The organism is Pseudomonas sp. TE4620, from assembly GCF_056279045.1.
Genome location: NZ_JBWBQO010000001.1, coordinates 563,235 through 583,698, shown reverse-complemented (window position 1 = coordinate 583,698; position 20,464 = coordinate 563,235). Strand labels below are relative to the sequence as shown.

Genomic DNA, 20,464 nt, shown 5'->3' with positions numbered 1-20,464 from the left:
GATCGCGGGTCAAGCCCGCTCCCACAGTTTGCCTAGAGCCCTGTGGGAGCGGGCTTGACCCGCGATTATCAGATCAGAGCCCGTAGCTCATCAGACGGTCATAGCGGCGCTTGAGCAGCGCGTCGTTGTCGAACTTCTTGAGCATGTCCAGTTGCTCGATCAGCTCGCCGCGAACGGTGGCGGACATTTTTGCCGGATCACGGTGCGCGCCGCCCAGGGGCTCGGCGATAACCTTGTCGACGATGCCCAGGCCTTTCAGGCGCTCGGCGGTGATGCCCATGGCTTCGGCTGCGTCAGAGGCCTTTTCGGCGGTCTTCCACAGGATCGAGGCGCAACCTTCCGGCGAGATCACCGAGTAGGTCGAATACTGCAGCATGTTCAGCTGGTCGCAGACACCGATGGCCAGTGCACCGCCGGAACCACCTTCACCGATTACGGTGGCGATGATCGGGGTTTTCAGGCGGGCCATGACCCGCAGGTTCCAGGCAATGGCTTCGCTCTGGTTGCGCTCTTCGGCGTCGATGCCAGGGTAAGCGCCCGGGGTGTCGATGAAGGTCAGGATCGGCATCTTGAAACGCTCGGCCATTTCCATCAGGCGGCAAGCCTTGCGGTAGCCTTCAGGACGCGGCATGCCGAAGTTGCGGCGAACCTTTTCGCGCACTTCGCGGCCTTTCTGATGACCGATGACCATCACCGGCTTGTCGTCCAGGCGGGCGATACCACCGACAATCGCGGCGTCGTCGGAGAAGTGACGGTCACCGTGCAGCTCGTCGAACTCGGTGAAGATGTGCTCGATGTAGTCCAGGGTGTACGGACGGCGCGGGTGACGGGCCAGGCGGGCGATCTGCCAGCTGGTCAGGTTGCCGAAAATGCTTTCGGTCAGGGTGCTGCTCTTGTCTTGCAGACGGGCGATCTCATCGCCGATGTTCAGCGAGTTGTCATTGCCAACCAGGCGCAGCTCTTCGATCTTGGCTTGCAGGTCAGCAATCGGCTGTTCGAAATCCAGAAAATTCGGGTTCATAGGCATCCGTCTTGGGTCTACGGCCAGGCGGCCGGCCGGTTGATCCGTTTGGCGCCCTACCTTAAGGGATCAGGCGCATTCAGGTCGAGATTAAAAATTCATCGATATTGCAAAAAGACGTTCTCACGTCCGAACTGGTCACGCAGGGCCTGAATCAAGCCATCGGCCGGGTCGATGCGCCAGCTTTCGCCGAACTGCAGCATGGCCTTGGCATCGCTGCCGGTGTATTCCATGGTGATCGGGCAGGCGCCGCGATGGCGCTTGAACAGCTCGCCCAGCCAGTTCAGCCGGTCGCCCTTGAGGGCATCGGCGTGCACTTTAAGGCGCAGGCTTTCGGCCAGGTTGGTGCGGGCATCTTCCATGCTCATCACGCGCTTGACCCGCAGGCGCAGGCCGCCGGAGAAGTCATCGTTGCTGACCTCGCCTTCAACCACCACCATAGCATCGGTCTGCAGCAGCGCCTGGTTGGCCATGAAGGCATCGGCAAACAGCGAGGCCTCGATGCGCCCGGAGCGGTCGTCGAGGGTGACAAAGCCCATCTTGTCGCCCTTCTTGTTCTTCATCACGCGCAGGGCAATGATCATCCCGGCGACGGTCTGGGTGTCGCGCGCAGGCTTGAGGTCAATGATGCGCTGGCGGGCAAAACGGCGGATCTCGCCTTCGTACTCGTCGATCGGGTGACCGGTCAGGTACAAGCCCAGGGTGTCTTTTTCACCACGCAGGCGCTCCTTGAGGGTCAGCTCGCGGGCCTTGCGGTGGTTGGCATAAACGTCGGCATCCTCTTCGACAAACAGCCCGCCGAACAGGTCGGCGTGGCCACTGTCGGCGGTGCGCGCGGTTTGCTCGGCCGCCTTGATCGCCTCTTCCATCGCCGCCAGCAGCACTGCACGGTTGCGGTCGATGTTGGCCTGGTAGGCCTTGAGCTCGTCATGGAAGTACGGGCCCAGGCGGTCCAGCGCGCCACTGCGGATCAAGGCATCGAGGGTGCGCTTGTTGATGCGCTTGAGGTCGACCCGCTCGCAGAAGTCGAACAGGTCCTTGAACGGGCCGCCGGCGCGGACTTCGACGATGGCCTCGACCGGCCCCTCGCCCACGCCCTTGATCGCCCCCAGGCCATAGACGATGCGGCCATCGTCGTTGACCGTGAACTTGAAGTCGGAGGTGTTCACGTCCGGCGCATCGAGGCGCAGCTTCATGCTGCGCACTTCCTCGATCAAGGTCACGACCTTGTCGGTGTTGTGCATATCCGCCGACAGCACCGCGGCCATGAACGGCGCCGGGTAGTGGGTCTTGAGCCAGGCAGTCTGGTACGAGACCAGGCCGTAGGCGGCGGAGTGGGATTTGTTGAAGCCGTAGCCGGCGAATTTCTCTACCAGGTCGAAGATGTTGCCGGCGAGGTCCGGATCAATGTTGTTGCTGGCGCAACCTTCAATGAAACCGCCGCGCTGCTTGGCCATTTCCTCGGGCTTTTTCTTACCCATGGCCCGGCGCAGCATGTCCGCACCACCAAGGGTGTAACCGGCCATGACCTGGGCAATCTGCATCACCTGTTCCTGGTACAGGATGATGCCGTAGGTCGGTGCCAGAACGGGTTTCAGGCCTTCGTACTGGTAATCGGAGTGCGGGTAGGCAAGTTCCGCGCGACCGTGCTTGCGGTTGATGAAGTCGTCAACCATGCCCGATTGCAGCGGGCCGGGACGGAACAGCGCCACCAGTGCGATGAGGTCTTCCAGGCAGTCGGGCTTGAGCTTCTTGATCAGCTCCTTCATGCCCCGCGATTCAAGCTGGAACACCGCCGTGGTTTCGGCCTTTTGCAGCAGGTCGTAGGTCTTCTTGTCATCCAGCGGGATGAAGTCGATGTTCAGGTCATCCAGGCCTTTCTTGGCCTGTTCGCGGTTGATGGTTTCCATCGCCCACTTGATGATCGTCAGGGTACGCAGGCCGAGGAAGTCGAACTTCACCAGGCCTGCGGCCTCGACGTCATCCTTGTCGAACTGGGTGACCAGGCCTCCGCCCTCTTCATCACAGGCAATCGGCGAGAAATCGGTAAGCTTGGTCGGCGCGATAACCACGCCACCGGCGTGTTTACCGGTACCCCGGCAGACGCCCTCGAGCTTGAGGGCCATGTCCCAGATTTCCTTGGCGTCTTCATCGCTCTTGAGGAAATCGCGCAGGATCTCTTCCTGCTCGTAGGCTTTTTCCAGGGTCATGCCGACTTCGAAGGGGATCATCTTCGACAGGCGGTCAGCCAGGCCGTAGGACTTGCCCTGGACCCGCGCCACGTCGCGCACCACCGCCTTGGCCGCCATGGTGCCGAAGGTGATGATCTGGCTCACGGCATTGCGCCCGTAGGCGTCAGCCACGTATTCGATTACCCGGTCGCGGCCATCCATGCAGAAGTCGACGTCGAAGTCGGGCATCGATACCCGTTCCGGGTTGAGGAAACGTTCGAACAGCAGGTCATAGGCCAGCGGGTCGAGGTCGGTAATCTTCAGTACGTAGGCAACCAGCGAACCGGCACCCGAACCCCGGCCCGGGCCAACCGGCACGCCGTTGTTCTTGGCCCACTTGATGAAGTCCATAACGATCAGGAAGTAACCGGGGAAGCCCATCTGGATGATGATATCCAGCTCGAACTTCAGCCGGTCCAGATAGACCTGGCGCTTTTCCTGGTAATTCGGCGTGGTCTCTTTCGGCCACAACACCGCCAGACGCTCTTCCAGGCCCTCGTGGGAAACGTGGCGCAGGTAGTCGTCGATACCCATGCCGTTGGGCGTCGGAAAGTCCGGCAGAAAGTGCTTACCCAACTGCACCTGGATGTTGCAGCGCTTGGCGATCTCGACGGTGTTGGCAATCGCTTCGGGCAGGTCGCTGAACAGCTCGGCCATTTCTTCCGGGCTTTTCAGGTACTGCTGGTCGCTGTAATTGCGCGAACGGCGCGGGTCATCCAGCGCCCGGCCTTCACCGATGCACACGCGGGTTTCGTGAGCGTCGTAGTCGGACTGCTTGATAAAGCGCACATCGTTGGTGGCTACCAGCGGCGCGTCCAGCTTGTCGGCCAGGGCCACGGCGGCGTGCAGGTATTCTTCGTCACCGGCGCGGTTGGTGCGCTGCACTTCGACGTAGAAGCGCTCCGGGAACATCTGCATCCAGTCGCGCAGCAAGGCTTCGGCTTCGTCCGGGTTGCCATTGAGCAAGGCCATGCCGATGTCGCCTTCCTTGGCCGCGGACAGGGCGATCACGCCCTCGCTGGCTTCGGCGATCCACTGGCGCTCAATGATCACTAGGCCGTTGCGCTGGCCATCGACCCAGCCACGGGAAATCAACTCGGTGAGGTTGCGGTAGCCCTTGGCATCCATGGCCAGCAGGCAGATGCGCGACAGCGGCGCATCCGGGTCGCTGTTGGCCAGCCACAGGTCGGCGCCGCAGATCGGCTTGATCCCGGCGCCCATGGCGTTCTTGTAGAACTTGACCAACGAGCACATGTTGCTCTGGTCGGTAACCGCGACCGCCGGCATGTTCATCGCCGCCAATGCCTTGGCCAGCGGCTTGATCCGCACCAGGCCATCGACCAGCGAGTATTCGGTGTGCAGGCGAAGATGAACGAAAGAAGCCGACATGATGATCCTATAGCAGCACAAAACAACAAGGCCCGGATTGTACCGGGCCTTGATCAAAACAACAGCCAGTGCGGGGCGATCCTGACTACTGACGCCTGCCGCGCCCGGTCAGACCTCGGCAAATCCGCTGCTGATGGCGTCGCGGGCTTCGTAGGCGGCGCGTACCGGTGCGAACGAGCGCCGGTGAATCGGCGTCGGCCCCAGGCGCGCCAGGGCTTCGAGGTGCACCGGCGTCGGGTAGCCCTTGTGCCCGCCAATGCCGTAGCCGGGGTAGATCAGCTCGAACGCCGCCATCTCGCGGTCACGGGTGACCTTGGCCAGGATCGATGCCGCGGCAATCGCCGGCACCTGGCTATCGCCCTTGACCACCGGCGCCGCCGGTACCGACAGCTGCGGGCAGCGGTTACCGTCGATCAGCGCCAGTTTCGGGGTGACGCTCAGGCCTTCGACGGCACGTTGCATGGCCAGCATGGTGGCGTGAAGGATGTTGAGTTGGTCGATTTCCTCGACCTCGGCGCGGGCGATGCAGAAGCTCAGGGCCTTCTCACAAATTTCGTCAAAAAGCTTTTCACGCTTGGCTTCGGTGAGCTTCTTCGAGTCGTTGAGCCCCAGAATCGGCCGCTGCGGGTCGAGAATCACCGCCGCCGTCACCACTGCGCCGCACAGCGGGCCACGGCCCACTTCGTCGACACCGGCGACCAGGTCCTCGACCAGGTTGAAGTCCAATCCCATTTGCATCTATCGGTTTTCCAGCAGGGCCAGCACCGCGTCAGCTGCCTGGTTCGAGGCATCGCGGCGCAGGGTACGGTGAATCTGGTCAAAGCCTTCGGTCTGCTGCACACCGCCGTGCACCAGTGGCGCCAGGGTCTGGGCCAGGGCCTCAGCAGTGGCAGCCTCCTGCAGCAACTCGGGCACCAGCATGCGCTGGGCCAGCAGGTTGGGCAGCGACACGTAGGGGCTTTTTACCAGGCGTTTCAAAATCCAGTAGGTCAGCGGCGCCAAGCGGTAGGCAACCACCATCGGCCGCTTGAACAGCAGCGCTTCAAGGGTGGCGGTGCCAGAGGCGATCAGCACCGCGTCGCAGGCGGCCAGGGCCTGGTGCGAGCGACCGTCGAGCAGGGTCACCGGCAAGTCGCGGCCCTGGAGCATCTGCTCAAGCTGGGCACGGCGCTCGGCATTGGCACACGGGGATATAAAACGTACCCCCGGCACCAGCTCGCGCAAACGCTGGGCGGTATCAAGGAACAGCGCCCCCAGGCGCCCTACTTCACCGCCACGGCTGCCGGGCATCAGGGCAACCAGCGGCCCGTCGGCCAGGCCCAGCTGTTCACGGGCACCAGCCCGATCGGCGTCCAGCGGAATGCTGTCGGCCAACGGGTGGCCGACGAAGCGCACCGGCACGCCCTTCTCTTCATAGAATTTGGCTTCGAACGGAAACAGCGTGAGCATCAGGTCGCAACCTTCGCGAATCTTCAGCACGCGCTTCTGCCGCCAGGCCCAGACCGACGGGCTGACGTAATGCACGGTCTTGATCCCGGCCTTGCGCAGGTTCAGTTCGATGTTGAGGGTAAAATCCGGGGCATCGATGCCGATGAACACATCCGGGCGCTCGGCGATCAGGGTCTGGATCAGCTCCTTGCGGCGCTTGAGCAGCTCGCGCAGGCGCCCTAGCACCTCGACCAGGCCCATCACCGCCAGGCGTTCCATGGGGAAGTACGAAGTCAGGCCTTCAGCCTGCATCAACGGCCCACCCACGCCAATGAAGCGTACCTGCGGATGACGCGCCTTGAGCGCGCGCATCAACCCGGCGCCGAGAATATCGCCGCTGGCCTCACCTGCCACCAGCGCTACACAAAGCTCGGCCATGTCAGCGGGTGATGCCGCGGGTGGAGTTCTGGATCGACTTGAGGAACACGTCGACTTCAGGGAACTGGGTAGCCGGCTCGGCCAGCTCGGCAATCGCCTGCTCGACGGTCAGGCCCTGGCGGTAGACCACCTTGTAGGCGCGGCGCAGGGCGTGAATGGCGTCTTCGCTGAAACCACGACGGCGCATGCCCTCGAAGTTCATGCTGCGCGCTTCGGCCGGGTTGCCGAACACCGTGACGTAGGCCGGCACGTCCTTGCCAATCGCCGTGCCCATGCCGGAAAAGCTATGGGCGCCGATGTGGCAGAACTGATGGACCAGGGTGAACCCGGAAAGGATCGCCCAGTCGTCGACGTGCACATGGCCAGCCAGCGCGGTGTTGTTGACCAGGATGCAGTGGTTGCCGATAACGCTGTCGTGACCGATGTGGGCATAGGCCATGATCAGGTTGTGATCACCCAGGGTGGTTTCCGAGCGGTCTTGCACGGTGCCACGGTGGATGGTCACGCCTTCGCGGATCACATTGTGATCACCGATCACCAGGCGCGTGGCTTCACCCTTGTACTTGAGGTCAGGGGTATCTTCGCCTACCGAAGAAAACTGGTAGATGCGGTTGTGCCGACCGATGCGGGTCGGCCCTTTGAGAATCACGTGCGGACCGATCACGGTCCCCTCGCCGATCTCGACCCCGGCACCGATGATCGACCAAGGGCCTACCTCGACACCGTCGGCGAGCTTCGCCGATGGATCGATGATTGCCCGAGGGTCAATCAAACTCATAGTTTGCGTTCCGCGCAGATGATCTCGGCCGAGCATACCGGCTTGCCGTCAACCGACGCCTGGCACTCGAACTTCCAGATCTGGCGCTTGCAGCTGATGAACTTGGCCTCGAGGATCAGCTGATCACCCGGCAGCACCGGCTGACGGAAGCGCAGCTTGTCGGAACCGACGAAGTAGTACAGGGTACCGTCCGCAGGTTTGACGTCGAGCATCTTGAAGCCGAGGATACCGGCCGCCTGGGCCATGGCTTCGATGATCAGCACGCCCGGCATGATCGGGTGCGCCGGGAAGTGACCATTGAAGAAAGGTTCGTTGATGCTGACATTCTTGTAGGCACGAATGCGCTGGGCCTCGACGTCCAGTTCCACCACCCGGTCCACCAGCAGGAACGGGTAACGGTGAGGCAGGTATTCGCGAATCTCGTTGATGTCCATCATTTCGGGGGGAAGCCTGTAGTAAAGATAGGGAGCGCCGGTTTTCACACGGCGCTCCTTTAGCAAATCAAAGAGTCAGTCTAGGGCTGTTCGCTCTTGATCAGGAAATGGTATCAGCCTTCTGATGAAGCTTTATCGCCAGAGGTCACGGCGGCGAGACGCTTTTCCAGTTGTTGAAGGCGTTTTGACATCTCATCCAGCTGGCGAATTCGCGCGGCGCTTTTGCGCCACTCGGCCAGCGGCTGCATCGCCGTACCGGAAGAATAAGCGCCTGGCTCGGTAATCGAGCGCGTCACCATGGTCATCCCGGATACGAAAACGTTGTCGCAGACATCGATGTGACCAACCATGCCGACACCGCCGGCAATGGTGCAATGCTTGCCGATCTTGGTGCTGCCGGAAATCCCGACACACGCCGCCATCGCCGTATGATCGCCGATCTGCACGTTATGGGCGATCTGGATCTGGTTGTCGAGCTTGACCCCGTCACCGATGCGGGTGTCGGCCAGTGCGCCGCGGTCGACCGCAGTGTTGACGCCGATCTCGACATCATCGCCGATGCTCACGCCGCCGATCTGGGCGATCTTCTGCCACACGCCTTTCTCGTTGGCAAAGCCGAAGCCTTCGCCGCCGATCACTGCGCCCGACTGAATGACCACACGCTTGCCGATACGCACGTCGTGGTACAGGGTCACCCGCGGGGCCAGCCAGCCGCCCTCACCGATCACGCAGCGCGCGCCGATGAAGCACTGGGCACCGATAGTCACACCCGGGCCGATCTGCGCACCGCTCTCGATCACCGCGCAGGCACCAATGCTGGCGCTGGCATCGACCTGGGCATCGGCGGCAACCACGGCGCTGGGATGAATTCCCGCTACAGCCCTGGGCTTTGGATCGAACAGGTGGGAGATGCGCGCGTAGGCGAGGTACGGGTCGGGAACAATCAGGGCGTTGCCGGCAAAACCTTCGGCGTCGGCCGGCTTGAGCAGGATCGCCGCCGCCTGGGTTTCACCCAGGTACTTGCGGTACTGTGGGTTGGCGAGGAAGCTCAACTGCCCAGGCCCGGCTTCCTGAAGGGTTGCCAGGCCAGTGATTTCCAGCTCCTCGGGGCCACTCAGGGTGGCTCCGAGGAACTCGGCCAGCTGACCGAGTTTCATGGTCACGGTCATGATCAACGGGACTGGTTCATGCGCTCGATGACCTGGCGGGTGATGTCGTACTGAGGTTTGACATCAATGACCGCGCCACGCTCGAGAACCAGGTCGAAACCGCCTTTCTTGATCACTTCTTCAACTGCACCATCCAGCTTGGGCTTCAGTTGCTTGAGCATTTCGCGGTCGGCCACGGCCTTGGACTCGTTCAGCTCCTTGGACTGGAACTGGAAGTCACGGGCCTTTTGCTTGTATTCAAGCTCCAGGCGCTCGCGCTCTGGCTGGGCCATCTTGTCGCCACCGGCACGGATGCGGTCGGCAATGCCCTTGGCGCTGCTTTCCAGGTTCTTCAGCTTGGTCAGCTGCGGGCCGAATTTCTTCTCGGCATCGACGGCGTACTTCTTCGCCGCGTCCGATTCGAGCAGGGCCATTTGATAGTTCAGCACAGCAACCTTCATTTCGGCGAAAGCCGGGGTTGCGATCAGGGTCGCAGCCAGTACTGCCAGTTGAGTCAACTTACGCACGATGCACTCCTACAGAATCCGTTGTCGTTAGCAAGGGGCAGACCTTAGAAGGTCTGGCCCAGAGAGAATTGGAACACCTGGGTATCGGCTTCGTCCGGCTTCTTCACCGGCATTGCCAGGCTGAAGCTCAACGGACCGAGCGCGGTAATCCAGGTCACGCCCAGGCCGACGGAGCTGGCCAGGCCCGACAGGCCGACCTTTTCGCAGTCCGGCTTGGAACCGCAGTTGGTGTCGAAAACGTTACCCACATCCCAGAAGACCGAGGTGCGCAGCGAGCGTTGGTCCTTGACGAACGGCAGCGGGAACAGCAGCTCTACACCACCCTGGACGAGAACGTTACCACCAAATGGCAGCGGGTCCTGATCCGGGTCGGCGATGGTGCCCTGGTTACCGGTGACATCCGCGCCACGGCTCGGGGTACTGCGCGGACCGAGACTGCTGTCCTTGAAGCCACGAACCGAGTTGAAACCACCGGCGTAGTAGTTCTCGTAGAACGGCAGGCCCGAGGTACCGCCGAAACCGTCACCATAGCCCAGTTCGGTGTGCAGGCGCAGGGTGTAGTCATTATTGATCGGCTTGAACAGCTGGCCACGGTAATCCAGCTTGAAGAACGACAGGTCGCTACCCGGGGTAGTGGCTTCCAGCACCAGGCTTTGCGAGTGACCGCGAGTAGCCAGTACGCCCTTGTTCAGGGTCGACTCGGACCAACCGGCCGAGGCCTTGAAGTTCAGGTACTTGTCGCCTTCTTCGTTAACGAACTTGAAGATCTCGTCAACAGTGTACTTACCGGTCTTGATCTCGTCCTGCTGTACGGTCAGGCCGAAGGTCAGGCGCGAGGTTTCGCTGATCGGGTAACCGACGCTGACACCGGCACCCAGGCTGTCGACCGCATAGCTGGCCACGTCGACGTCGAGGTCATCGTAGTCGGTGGTACGATAGAAGGCGTTGTAGCCCAGGCTGACGCCGTCGGCAGTCCAGTAGGGGTCGACATAGCCGAAGTTGTAACGGCTCTGGTATTCACTGCGGGTCAGGCCCAGGGAAACCTTGTTACCGGTACCGAGGAAGTTGTTCTGGCTGATCGAACCACCGAGGATCAGACCTGCGCTCTGGGCGAAACCGACGCTGGCGGTGATCGAACCGGAGGCTTGCTCTTCAACGCTGTAGTTGACGTCGACCTGGTCGTCGGTGCCCGGAACGGCCGGGGTCTCGACGTTGACTTCCTTGAAGAAGCCCAGGCGCTCCAGACGGGTCTTGGACTGGTCGATCAGGTAGGTCGACGCCCAGCCGCCTTCCATCTGGCGCATCTCACGGCGCAGCACTTCGTCCTCGGACTTGGTGTTGCCACGGAAGTTGATGCGGTTGACGTAGGCACGCTTGCCCGGGTCGACCACAAACATGATGTCGACGGTGTGGTCTTCGTCGTGCGGCTGCGGCACGCCGTTGACGTTGGCGAAGGTGTAGCCCTCGTTACCCAGGCGACGGGTGATCAGCTCGGAGGTGGTGGTCATCACCTTGCGCGAGAATACCTGGCCAGGCTGTACCAGCAGCAGCGACTTGACCTGGTCTTCAGGCACCTTGAGGTCGCCGGAAAGCTTGACGTCACGAACGGTGTACTTCTCGCCTTCGTTGACGTTGACGGTGATGTAGACGTGCTTCTTGTCCGGGGTGATCGACACCTGGGTGGAAGCGATGTCCATGTTGATGTAGCCGCGGTCCAGGTAGTAGGAACGCAGACGCTCCAGGTCACCGGAGAGTTTTTCGCGGGCGTACTTGTCATCGTTCTTGAAGAACGACAGCCAGTTGGTGGTCTTGAGCTCGAACAGGCCGATCAGGTCTTCATCAGCGAAGACGGTGTTGCCGACCACGTTGATGTGCTGGATGGCAGCAACGGTGCCTTCGTTGATCTTGATCTTCAGGCCCACGCGGTTACGCGGCTGCGGCACCACTTCGGTGTCGACCTCGGCCGAGTAGCGGCCCTGGGCAACGTATTGGCGCTGCAGTTCGTTGCGCACGCCTTCAAGGGTGGCACGCTGGAAGATCTCGCCTTCGGACAGACCGGACTGCTTCAGACCCTTCATCAGGTCTTCAGTGCTGATCGCCTTGTTGCCTTCGATCTCGATGCTCGACACCGAAGGACGCTCGACCACGGTAATGATCAGGACGTTGCCGTCCCGGCTCAGTTGGATATCCTGGAAGAATCCGGTCTTGAACAGGGACCGGGTGGATTCCACCAGGCGCCGGTCATCGGCCTCATCGCCGACGTTCAATGGCAAGGCACCAAAAACGCTGCCCGCGGAAACCCGCTGCAGACCATTGACACGAATATCGGAGATGGTGAAGGACTCGGCGTGAACTTCAGCGATCATCAGTACGGCGAGAACCGCAGTTAGCAGCAGACGTTTCATGAAGTCCTTTCTTATTCCAACTGGCAATAAACGACCCGCCGCGGGACGCGGCAGGTTCGCAATTGAGCGAAGCTTTACAGTCGACCCAAATCGTTGATCAGGGCAAGCAACATCACCCCGACTACCAAACTGATACCGATCTGGATCCCCCAACCTTGCACCCGATCCGAGAGCGGACGACCACGCGCCCACTCGATCAGGTAGAACAGCAAATGCCCCCCATCCAGTACAGGAATGGGCAGCAAATTAAGAACCCCCAGGCTAATGCTCAGGTAGGCGAGGAAATTCAGGAAATCTCCAACGCCGGACTGGGCCGAAGCGCCCGCCACTTTAGCAATGGTTATCGGTCCGCTCAAGTTTTTTACCGAGAGCTCGCCGAACAGCATTTTCTTCAGCGATTCGAGGGTCAGTACGCTCATGTTCCAGGTGCGTGAAAGCCCCTCCCCCACAGCCTCGAGCGGCCCATAGCTGACCTCGCGAAGCATGGCATCCGGCCATTTCACCGCCTTGACCCCGGCCCCGAGGTACCCCGTGGCCGATTGGCCTTCGCCACGGCTGGCCAGGGTTACCGGCAGCTCAAGCGGCGCGCCGTCACGCTCGATACGCAGGACAATCTTGCTGCCAGCGCGGCCACGCACGGTATCAACCACTTGTTGCCAGTCGTTCAGCGCCTGGCCGTCGAGGGCCAGCAGACGGTCGCCGGTCTTAAGCCCGGCGGCCTGCGCCGGGCCCTTGGGGTCGAGTTCAGCCAGCACCGGCGGCAACGCCGGGCGCCACAGGCGCAGGCCCAGGGAGCGGATCGGGTCGGGCTCGTCGGCGCCCTTGAGCCAGTTGTTCAGGGTCAGCACGTGGGGGCTGTCGACGCTCGCACCCTCTTCCCGCACGCTGATGTGCAACTGGCCGCTCTCGCCCAGGCGACGGATCAGTTGCAGGTTGACCGCAGCCCAGCCACTGGTCGGTTTGCCATCAATGGAAACAATTTCCTGGCCTGCCTTGAGCCCTGCCACCTCGGCAATACTCCCGGCCTCGACCGCACCAATGACCGGGCGCTCCTGCTGGGTGCCGACCATGGCCAGAATCCAGAAGAAGAAAATCGCCAACAGAAAGTTGGCCACCGGGCCCGCCGCCACAATTGCGATTCGCTGACGCACCGACTTGCGGTTGAACGACTGCTCGACCTGGTCGCGTGGCACTTCGCCTTCGCGCTCATCGAGCATTTTCACGTAGCCGCCCAGCGGGATCGCCGCGACCACGAACTCGGTGCCATGGCGGTCGTGCCAGCGCAACAGCGGCATGCCAAAACCCACGGAGAAACGCAAAACCTTGACGCCGCAACGCCGGGCCACCCAGAAGTGACCAAATTCGTGAAAGGTGACCAGCACACCCAATGCCACCAGGGTGCCGATAATCATGTAGAGCGCACTCATGTCTCTCTCCGAATGACGTTCAGCGGCACCGGGCCTGACGCATTACTGCGCCAGACCTCAGCGGCCGTGATGAGCCAACCATTGTCCGGCCAGTTGCCGCGCGCGCTGATCGGCGGCAAACACCGCATCGAGCGACTCGACCGCAACCACCGGCTCCTGATCGAGCACTTGTTCGATCATACTCGCGATCTCGGGGAAGCGGATGCGCCGCTGGAGAAATGCCTCCACCGCCACTTCATTGGCCGCGTTGAGCATCGCCGGCGCACTGTTGCCTGCCTCCGCCGCCTCGCGGGCCAGGCGCAAGCACGGGAAACGCTGCTCGTCCGGGGCCTTGAAGTCCAGGCGGGCAACCGCGAACAGGTCCAGTGGTGCCACCCCCGAATCGATCCGCTCCGGCCAGGCCAGGGCATTGGCGATCGGCGTGCGCATGTCCGGATTGCCCAGCTGGGCCAGCACCGACCCATCGACATAATCGACCAGCGAGTGGATCACACTTTGCGGGTGCACCACCACCTCGACCTGACCGGGCCGGGCATCGAACAGCCAGCAGGCCTCGATCAACTCCAGGCCCTTGTTCATCATGCTTGCCGAGTCGACGGAAATCTTGCGGCCCATCGACCAGTTCGGGTGGGCACAGGCCTGCTCGGGGCTGACATCCATGAGCTCGGCCATCGGCGTTTCACGAAACGGCCCGCCGGAGGCGGTCAACAGGATGCGGCGTACGCCTACCTGGGCCAGGCCGCGGGAGTAATCACCCGGCAGGCACTGGAAGATCGCGTTGTGCTCACTGTCGATCGGCAGCAGTACAGCGCCACTGCGCCGCACTGCCTGCATGAACAAGGCGCCGGACATCACCAGCGCTTCCTTGTTGGCCAGCAGCACCTTCTTGCCCGCCTCGACCGCCGCCAGGGTCGGACGCAGGCCGGCGGCGCCGACAATCGCCGCCATCACGGCATCGACCTCGGCAGCCGCAGCCACTTGGCACAAGCCCTGCTCGCCGACCAGCACCTCGGTGCTCGAACCTGCAGTTGCCAGACCTTCACGCAGTTGCCGTGCAGCCTCGGCCGAAGGCACCACGGCAAATACCGGGGTGTGACGCAGGCACAGTGCCAGCAACTCCTGCAAGCGCGAATAGCCGCTCAGGGCAAACACCTGGTAACGATCCGGGTGACGGGCAATCACATCGAGGGTGCTAAGACCAATGGAGCCGGTCGCACCCAGTACGGTAATACGCTGCACGCCGCTCACATCACGCCCCAATTGGCTGCCCAGAGCAGCACCGCAAACACCGGGATCGCCGCAGTGAGGCTGTCGATACGGTCCAGCACGCCGCCGTGACCGGGCAGCAGGTTGCTGCTGTCCTTGATCCCGGAGCGGCGCTTGAACATGCTTTCGGTCAGGTCACCCACCACCGATACCAGCACCACCACGCCTGCGCCCAACAAGCCCAGCAACAGCTCGCCGATGCTCCAGTCACGGTAGATACCCACCGCCGCGGTAATCACCAGGCTCAGGGCCAGGCCGCCATAGACGCCTTCCCAGCTCTTGCCCGGGCTGACCTGCGGGGCCAGCTTGCGCTTGCCGAAGGCACGACCGGAGAAATACGCACCGATATCCGCCCCCCAGACCAGCACCATGACCGCCATGATCAGCCAGTTGCCCAGCGGCCATTGCTTGAGCAACACCAGGCCTTGCCAGGCCGGCAGCAGGATAAGCAAACCGATCAGCAAGCGGCAGGCCACGCTGGCCCACAGCTCGCTGCTGCGCGGGTAGGTCAATACCAGCCAGGTCGCCAGGCCCCACCACAACACCGACGCGCCCAATACCCAGGGCGCCAGTTCCGGCATCAGGTAGAGCAGCATCAGCAGCCCTGCAACTACAGCCGCGTACGCCACCCGCAGGGCCTGGCCGACCAGGCCGGCCAGGCGCGCCCATTCCCAGGCGCCAAGGGTCACCACCACGCCGATGAACAGGGCAAAGTCGCCGCCGTTCAGCAGGAAGAAGCCACACAGGGCGATCGGCAACAGGATCAGCGCAGTAATGATGCGTTGTTTAAGCATTAAGCACGGGCTCCAGCTTCGACCTGCTCGCTGGTTTTCCCGAAGCGGCGCTGGCGCGAAGCGAAATCGGCCAGCGCAGTACGCATGGCCTCGTGTTTGAAGTCCGGCCAGAACAGGTCGGAAAAGTACAACTCGGCGTAGGCCAGCTGCCACAGCAAGAAATTGCTGATGCGGTGCTCACCACCGGTACGGATGCACAGGTCGGGCAGCGGCAGGTCGCCTGTCGCCAGGCAGGTCTGCAGCAGCTCGGGGGTGATGTCGTCCGGGCGCAGGTGACCGGCCTGGACTTCCCGCGCCAGACGCTGGGCGGCCTGGGCGATATCCCACTGACCACCGTAGTTGGCGGCGATCTGCAGGATGAATCGATTGGCGCCGGCGGTCGCCGCTTCGGCCTCACGCATGGCAGCCTGCAGCTCAGGGTGAAAGCGCGAGCGGTCACCGATGATGCGCAGGCTGATATTGTTGTCGTTGAGGCGCTTGGCTTCCCGGCGCAAGGCCGAGAAGAACAACTCCATCAACGCTCCGACCTCTTCGGCCGGGCGCTGCCAGTTCTCGCTGGAAAAGGCGAACAGGGTCAGCACCTCGACCTTGGCCTCGGCGCACACCTCGATGACCGCGCGCACCGCATCGACACCGGCCTTGTGCCCGGCGACACCGGGCAACAGGCGCTTCTTCGCCCAGCGATTATTCCCATCCATGATGATCGCGACATGGCGCGGCACCGATGGGGACACACCTTGCTTGGTCTTTTCCATTAAAAAAAGTCCCGACCCTTAAACGGCCATCAGGTCCTTTTCTTTCTCTTCGGTGGCCTTGGTGATCTGGGCCTCGGTATCTTTCGTCAGCTTGTCGATATCAGCGATGGCGCGACGTTCTTCGTCTTCGCTGATTTCCTTGTCTTTGACCAGCTTCTTCAGTTCACCCAGAGCATCGCGGCGAATGTTGCGCACAGCCACGCGAGCGTCTTCGGCCGCACTGCGCGCCTGCTTGGTGAAGCCCTTGCGGGTTTCTTCAGTCAGGGCTGGCATGGTGATCAGCAGCAACTCACCCAGGTTGGTCGGGTTGAGGTTCAAACCGGCGCTCTGGATGGCCTTGTCAACAGCAGCGAGCATGTTGCGCTCGAAAGCCACGACCTGCAGGGTGCGCGAATCTTTAACGGTGACGTTGGCGACGCCGCTGATCGGGGTGTCGGTACCGTAGTAAGGCACCATCACGCTTGCCAGGATGCTTGGGTGTGCCTTGCCGGTGCGAATCTGGCCGAACGCATAAGCCAGAGACTCCAGGGATTTCTGCATACGCGCTTGAGCGTCTTTCTTGATTTCGTTGATCATTTTTGAACTTCCTCGATCAGAGTTCCTTCAGCGCCGCCATGCACGATGTTCAGCAGGGCGCCGGGCTTGTTCATGTTGAAGACGCGCAGCGGCATCTTGTGATCGCGGCAAAGGCAGATTGCCGTCAGGTCCATCACGCCCAGCTTGCGATCCAGCACTTCATCGTAGGTCAGATGATCGAACTTCTCGGCATGCGGGTCTTTGAATGGATCTGCAGTGTATACACCATCGACCTTGGTTGCCTTCAATACCACGTCGGCATCGATTTCGATGGCGCGCAGGCAAGCGGCGGAGTCGGTGGTGAAGAACGGGTTGCCGGTACCGGCAGCGAAGATGACCACTTCTTTGGAGTTCAAGTGGCGCATGGCTTTGCGACGATCATAGTGATCGGTAACGCCAACCATGGAGATGGCCGACATGACAATCGCGGTAATGTTGGCGCGCTCAAGCGCATCGCGCATGGCCAGGCCATTCATCACGGTCGCCAGCATGCCCATGTGGTCGCCAGTGACGCGGTCCATGCCGGCTGCACTGAGCGCCGCACCACGGAACAGGTTGCCACCACCGATCACCAAACCTACCTGAACACCGATGCCGACCAACTGGCCGACTTCCAGCGCCATGCGATCCAGGACCTTGGGGTCGATCCCGAACTCTTCCGAGCCCATCAGGGCCTCGCCGCTAAGCTTGAGTAGAATGCGTTTATAGCGAGCTTGATAACCACTGCCCTGCTGAGCCATTGCGAATCTCTCCTGCGGCGTTTGTAAAAAAATCTGGCGGGCTGTTTTCAGCCTGCGCGTAACTCTAGCGTGGCGCAGCTACTGCGCCAGCGAAAGGCGGTCTCGTAAACCGCTCCCGCTTTGACAAAGAGGCTGCGCGCGTGAGCGGGCAGCCTCTTCGGGGCGACAGAGGTGAATCTGTCTTATTGCTTGGCAGCAGCCAGCTGGGCAGCAACTTCTTCAGCGAAGTTGTCGACCGGCTTCTCGATGCCTTCGCCTACTTTGAAGTAGGTGAACGAAACGATTTCAGCACCGGCTTTCTTGGCCAGCTCGCCGACCTTGACTTCCGGGTTCATGACGAAGGCTTGCTCGACCAGCGAAGCTTCGGCCAGGAACTTCTTGATGCGACCGTCGATCATGTTGGCGACGATGTTCTCAGGCTTGCCCTTCATCTTCTCTTCGTTCAGCTGCATGAATACAGCCTTCTCGCGCTCGATTGCTTCAGCGGAGACTTCCGAAGGGTTGAGGAACTCTGGGTTGCTGGCAGCCACGTGCATGGCGATTTCTTTGGCCAGCTGGACGTCGCCGCCCTTCAGGACAACAGCAACACCGATCTTGTTACCGTGCAGGTAGGTACCGACAACGTCACCTTCAACGCGCACCAGGCGACGGATGTTGACGTTCTCACCAACCTTGGCAACCAGCGCTTCACGAGCAGCTTCACGCGAAGCGATCAGCGGAGCGGCGTCGGTCAGTTTTTCAGCGAAAGCCTGTTCAACGCTTTCAGCGACGAAGTTTTTGAAGTCGTCTTGCAGGGCCAGGAAGTCGGTCTGCGAGTTCACTTCCAGCAGGACGGCGGACTTGTCGTCGGCCTTGATGGCGATAGCGCCTTCAGCAGCAACGTTGCCAGCCTTTTTGGCGGCCTTGATGGCGCCCGAAGCACGCATGTCGTCGATGGCTTTTTCGATGTCGCCGCCGGCCTTGGTCAAGGCCTTCTTGCAGTCCATCATGCCTTCGCCGGTACGCTCGCGCAGTTCTTTGACCAGCGCTGCAGTAATCTCTGCCATTTCAAAATCCTCTTGGATAGGTTTTCAACCATTCCACCCGATACTGACGGGCGTTCAATTCTGTAAATCCACTTGCCAGCACTCATGCAGTAACAAGGTTGCAACGGCGATGCTGACAGGAGGATTTCAAGGTGGCAAAAAGGGGGCAAAGCCCCCTTTTCGCGTGCCGAGTAGACGCTAAGCGTCAGTTACTCAGGCTTCGGCAGCCGGTGCTGCTGCTTCTTCGGCGTACACTTCGGTACCGCCAGCAACGTTGTTGCGGCCACGGATCACGGCGTCAGCCATCGAACCCATGTACAGCTGGATAGCGCGGATGGCGTCATCGTTACCTGGGATGATGTAGTCAACGCCTTCTGGGCTGGAGTTGGTATCGACAACGCCGATGACCGGGATGCCCAGCTTGTTGGCTTCGGTGATAGCGATGCGCTCGTGGTCAACGTCGATCACGAACAGGGCATCAGGCAGGCCGCCCATGTCCTTGATACCGCCCAGGCTGCGATCCAGTTTTTCCAGATCACGGGAGCGCATCAGGGCTTCTTTCTTGGTCAGCTTGGCGAAAGTGCCGTCTTCGGCCTGGGTTTCCAGGTCGCGCAGACGCTTGATCGAAGCGCGGATGGTCTTGTAGTTGGTCAGCATGCCGCCCAACCAGCGGTGATCGACGTACGGCGAACCGCAACGTGCTGCTTCTTCAGCAACGATCTTGCCAGCGGAACGCTTGGTGCCGACGAACAGAATCTTGTTTTTGCCCTGGGCCAGACGCTCGACGAAAGTCAGTGCGTCGTTGAACATTGGCAGGGTTTTTTCAAGGTTGATGATGTGGATCTTGTTGCGCGCGCCGAAAATGTACTTGCCCATTTTCGGGTTCCAGTAACGGGTTTGGTGACCGAAGTGCACACCGGCCTTCAGCATATCGCGCATGTTGACTTGGGACATGATAGTTCCTTGATAAGTCGGGTTGGGCCTCCACGTATCCCAATGACCAACCCGTGATCCGCAGATCAAAGGCACCCAGGTCATCGTGTCGACACGTGTGTGGGTTTAGTGCTTCCGGAGCTATCCCCGGAAAGCGGCGCATTTTATACCACACAAGCTCGCCGAGCGAAACCCGAATTACCATAGAACGTCACCGGCTTTTGCACACACCGCCCATTAGCGCCAGAATGGCCCCTATATAAAGGCTGTATCAGCGCCATAGCCGCCTGAATCGGGCTTCGCTCTGTTAGAATCCGGCCTTTCCCCAGATTATTCGCGCCTTGCTGCGCCGTAGAGAGCCTGTAATGACCGTTACCATCAAAACCGCCGAAGACATCGAAAAGATGCGCATCGCCGGCCGCCTGGCCGCCGAAGTCCTGGAGATGATCGAAGAGCACGTCAAGCCCGGTGTCACCACCGAGGAGCTCGACCGCCTGTGCCACGACTACATCGTCAACGTCCAGCAGGCTATCCCGGCGCCGCTCAACTACAAAGGCTTCCCCAAGTCGATCTGCACCTCGGTCAACCACGTGGTCTGCCACGGCATCCCCGGTGACAAGCCGCTCAAGGATGGCGACACCCTGAACATCGACGTCACGGTGATCAAGGACGGCTACCACGGCGACACCAGCCGCATGTTCCACGTCGGCAACGTGCCCGTCTGGGCCGAACGCCTGTCGCAGATCACCCAGGAATGCATGTACAAGGCCATCGAGCTGGTCAAGCCGGGCTGCCGCCTGGGCGACATCGGCGAAGTAATCCAGAAGCACGCTGAAAAGAACGGTTTCTCGGTGGTCCGCGAATTCTGCGGCCACGGCATCGGCAAGGTGTTCCACGAAGAGCCGCAGATCCTTCACTACGGCCGCGCCGGCACCGGCATGGAACTGAAAGAAGGCATGACTTTCACCATCGAGCCGATGATCAACCAGGGCAAGGCCGACACCAAGGTGCTGGGCGACGGCTGGACCGCCATCACCAAGGACCGCAAGCTCTCGGCCCAATGGGAACACACCCTGGTGGTGACCGCGACCGGTTACGAGATCTTCACCCTGCGCAAAGACGACACCATTCCTCGCACATCGGCCTGAT

General features: G+C 61.3%; 18 protein-coding genes. 1 reads left to right on the top strand and 17 read right to left on the bottom strand.

Annotated features, from left to right (window positions below; translation table 11 throughout):
• Positions 1 to 73: 73 nt before the first annotated feature.
• The 17 genes from ACZ9A3_RS02720 to rpsB form a co-directional block, all read right to left on the bottom strand.
• Positions 74 to 1,021, bottom strand: coding sequence for an acetyl-CoA carboxylase carboxyltransferase subunit alpha (locus tag ACZ9A3_RS02720; protein ID WP_045193615.1), 948 nt, complete (start codon positions 1,019 to 1,021; stop codon positions 74 to 76).
• A 98-nt stretch (positions 1,022 to 1,119) separates the two neighbouring features.
• Entirely contained in the window at positions 1,120 to 4,641 is a 3,522-nt protein-coding gene (dnaE, locus tag ACZ9A3_RS02715) for a DNA polymerase III subunit alpha (RefSeq protein ID WP_476252110.1), read from the bottom strand.
• Between the two features lie 108 nt (positions 4,642 to 4,749).
• Positions 4,750 to 5,379, bottom strand: a complete 630-nt coding sequence (gene rnhB / locus ACZ9A3_RS02710; RefSeq protein ID WP_093386668.1) for a ribonuclease HII — start codon at positions 5,377 to 5,379, stop codon at positions 4,750 to 4,752.
• Positions 5,380 to 6,507, bottom strand: coding sequence for a lipid-A-disaccharide synthase (gene lpxB, locus ACZ9A3_RS02705; RefSeq protein WP_093386671.1), 1,128 nt, complete (start codon positions 6,505 to 6,507; stop codon positions 5,380 to 5,382).
• Position 6,508: 1 nt separating this feature from the next.
• Positions 6,509 to 7,285 (bottom strand): acyl-ACP--UDP-N-acetylglucosamine O-acyltransferase, encoded by a 777-nt coding sequence (gene lpxA / locus ACZ9A3_RS02700; protein ID WP_045193619.1) that lies wholly within the window; start codon positions 7,283 to 7,285, stop codon positions 6,509 to 6,511.
• On the bottom strand, positions 7,282 to 7,722 hold the full coding sequence (gene fabZ / locus ACZ9A3_RS02695; protein WP_010224833.1) for a 3-hydroxyacyl-ACP dehydratase FabZ: 441 nt from the start codon (positions 7,720 to 7,722) through the stop codon (positions 7,282 to 7,284). The genes lpxA and fabZ overlap by 4 nt, the downstream gene beginning before the upstream one ends.
• A 110-nt stretch (positions 7,723 to 7,832) precedes the next feature.
• Positions 7,833 to 8,888, bottom strand: a complete 1,056-nt coding sequence (gene lpxD / locus ACZ9A3_RS02690) for a UDP-3-O-(3-hydroxymyristoyl)glucosamine N-acyltransferase (protein WP_045193620.1) — start codon at positions 8,886 to 8,888, stop codon at positions 7,833 to 7,835.
• 2 nt (positions 8,889 to 8,890) lie between these two features.
• On the bottom strand, positions 8,891 to 9,394 hold the full coding sequence (locus ACZ9A3_RS02685; protein WP_038996736.1) for an OmpH/Skp family outer membrane protein: 504 nt from the start codon (positions 9,392 to 9,394) through the stop codon (positions 8,891 to 8,893).
• Between the two features lie 44 nt (positions 9,395 to 9,438).
• Positions 9,439 to 11,799: an outer membrane protein assembly factor BamA gene (bamA, locus tag ACZ9A3_RS02680; RefSeq protein ID WP_045193621.1), complete on the bottom strand. Its 2,361-nt coding sequence runs from the start codon at positions 11,797 to 11,799 to the stop codon at positions 9,439 to 9,441.
• A 74-nt stretch (positions 11,800 to 11,873) separates the two neighbouring features.
• On the bottom strand, positions 11,874 to 13,226 hold the full coding sequence (gene rseP / locus ACZ9A3_RS02675) for an RIP metalloprotease RseP (RefSeq protein WP_045193622.1): 1,353 nt from the start codon (positions 13,224 to 13,226) through the stop codon (positions 11,874 to 11,876).
• A 57-nt stretch (positions 13,227 to 13,283) separates the two neighbouring features.
• The gene (ispC, locus tag ACZ9A3_RS02670; protein ID WP_476252109.1) at positions 13,284 to 14,474 is read right to left on the bottom strand and encodes a 1-deoxy-D-xylulose-5-phosphate reductoisomerase; all 1,191 of its coding nucleotides are present in this window, start codon (positions 14,472 to 14,474) and stop codon (positions 13,284 to 13,286) included.
• Positions 14,471 to 15,286: a phosphatidate cytidylyltransferase gene (locus tag ACZ9A3_RS02665; RefSeq protein WP_045193625.1), complete on the bottom strand. Its 816-nt coding sequence runs from the start codon at positions 15,284 to 15,286 to the stop codon at positions 14,471 to 14,473. Before ACZ9A3_RS02665 ends, ispC begins: the two co-directional genes overlap by 4 nt.
• A complete protein-coding gene (gene uppS, locus ACZ9A3_RS02660; protein ID WP_010224846.1) occupies positions 15,286 to 16,041 on the bottom strand; it encodes a polyprenyl diphosphate synthase in 756 nt (251 codons plus the stop codon). Before uppS ends, ACZ9A3_RS02665 begins: the two co-directional genes overlap by 1 nt.
• 18 nt (positions 16,042 to 16,059) lie before the next feature.
• Positions 16,060 to 16,617 (bottom strand): ribosome recycling factor, encoded by a 558-nt coding sequence (gene frr, locus ACZ9A3_RS02655; RefSeq protein WP_045193626.1) that lies wholly within the window; start codon positions 16,615 to 16,617, stop codon positions 16,060 to 16,062.
• The gene (gene pyrH, locus ACZ9A3_RS02650) at positions 16,614 to 17,357 is read right to left on the bottom strand and encodes a UMP kinase (RefSeq protein WP_010224848.1); all 744 of its coding nucleotides are present in this window, start codon (positions 17,355 to 17,357) and stop codon (positions 16,614 to 16,616) included. The genes frr and pyrH overlap by 4 nt, the downstream gene beginning before the upstream one ends.
• Positions 17,358 to 17,539: 182 nt before the next feature.
• Complete coding sequence (gene tsf, locus ACZ9A3_RS02645; protein ID WP_045193627.1) at positions 17,540 to 18,403, bottom strand: translation elongation factor Ts; 864 nt, start codon at positions 18,401 to 18,403, stop codon at positions 17,540 to 17,542.
• A gap of 192 nt (positions 18,404 to 18,595) precedes the next feature.
• Complete coding sequence (rpsB, locus tag ACZ9A3_RS02640) at positions 18,596 to 19,336, bottom strand: 30S ribosomal protein S2 (RefSeq protein ID WP_045193628.1); 741 nt, start codon at positions 19,334 to 19,336, stop codon at positions 18,596 to 18,598.
• Between the two features lie 344 nt (positions 19,337 to 19,680).
• On the opposite strand from rpsB, the gene map reads away from it, so the two are divergent.
• Positions 19,681 to 20,463 (top strand): type I methionyl aminopeptidase, encoded by a 783-nt coding sequence (gene map / locus ACZ9A3_RS02635; RefSeq protein ID WP_093386675.1) that lies wholly within the window; start codon positions 19,681 to 19,683, stop codon positions 20,461 to 20,463.
• Position 20,464: the final 1 nt, after the last annotated feature.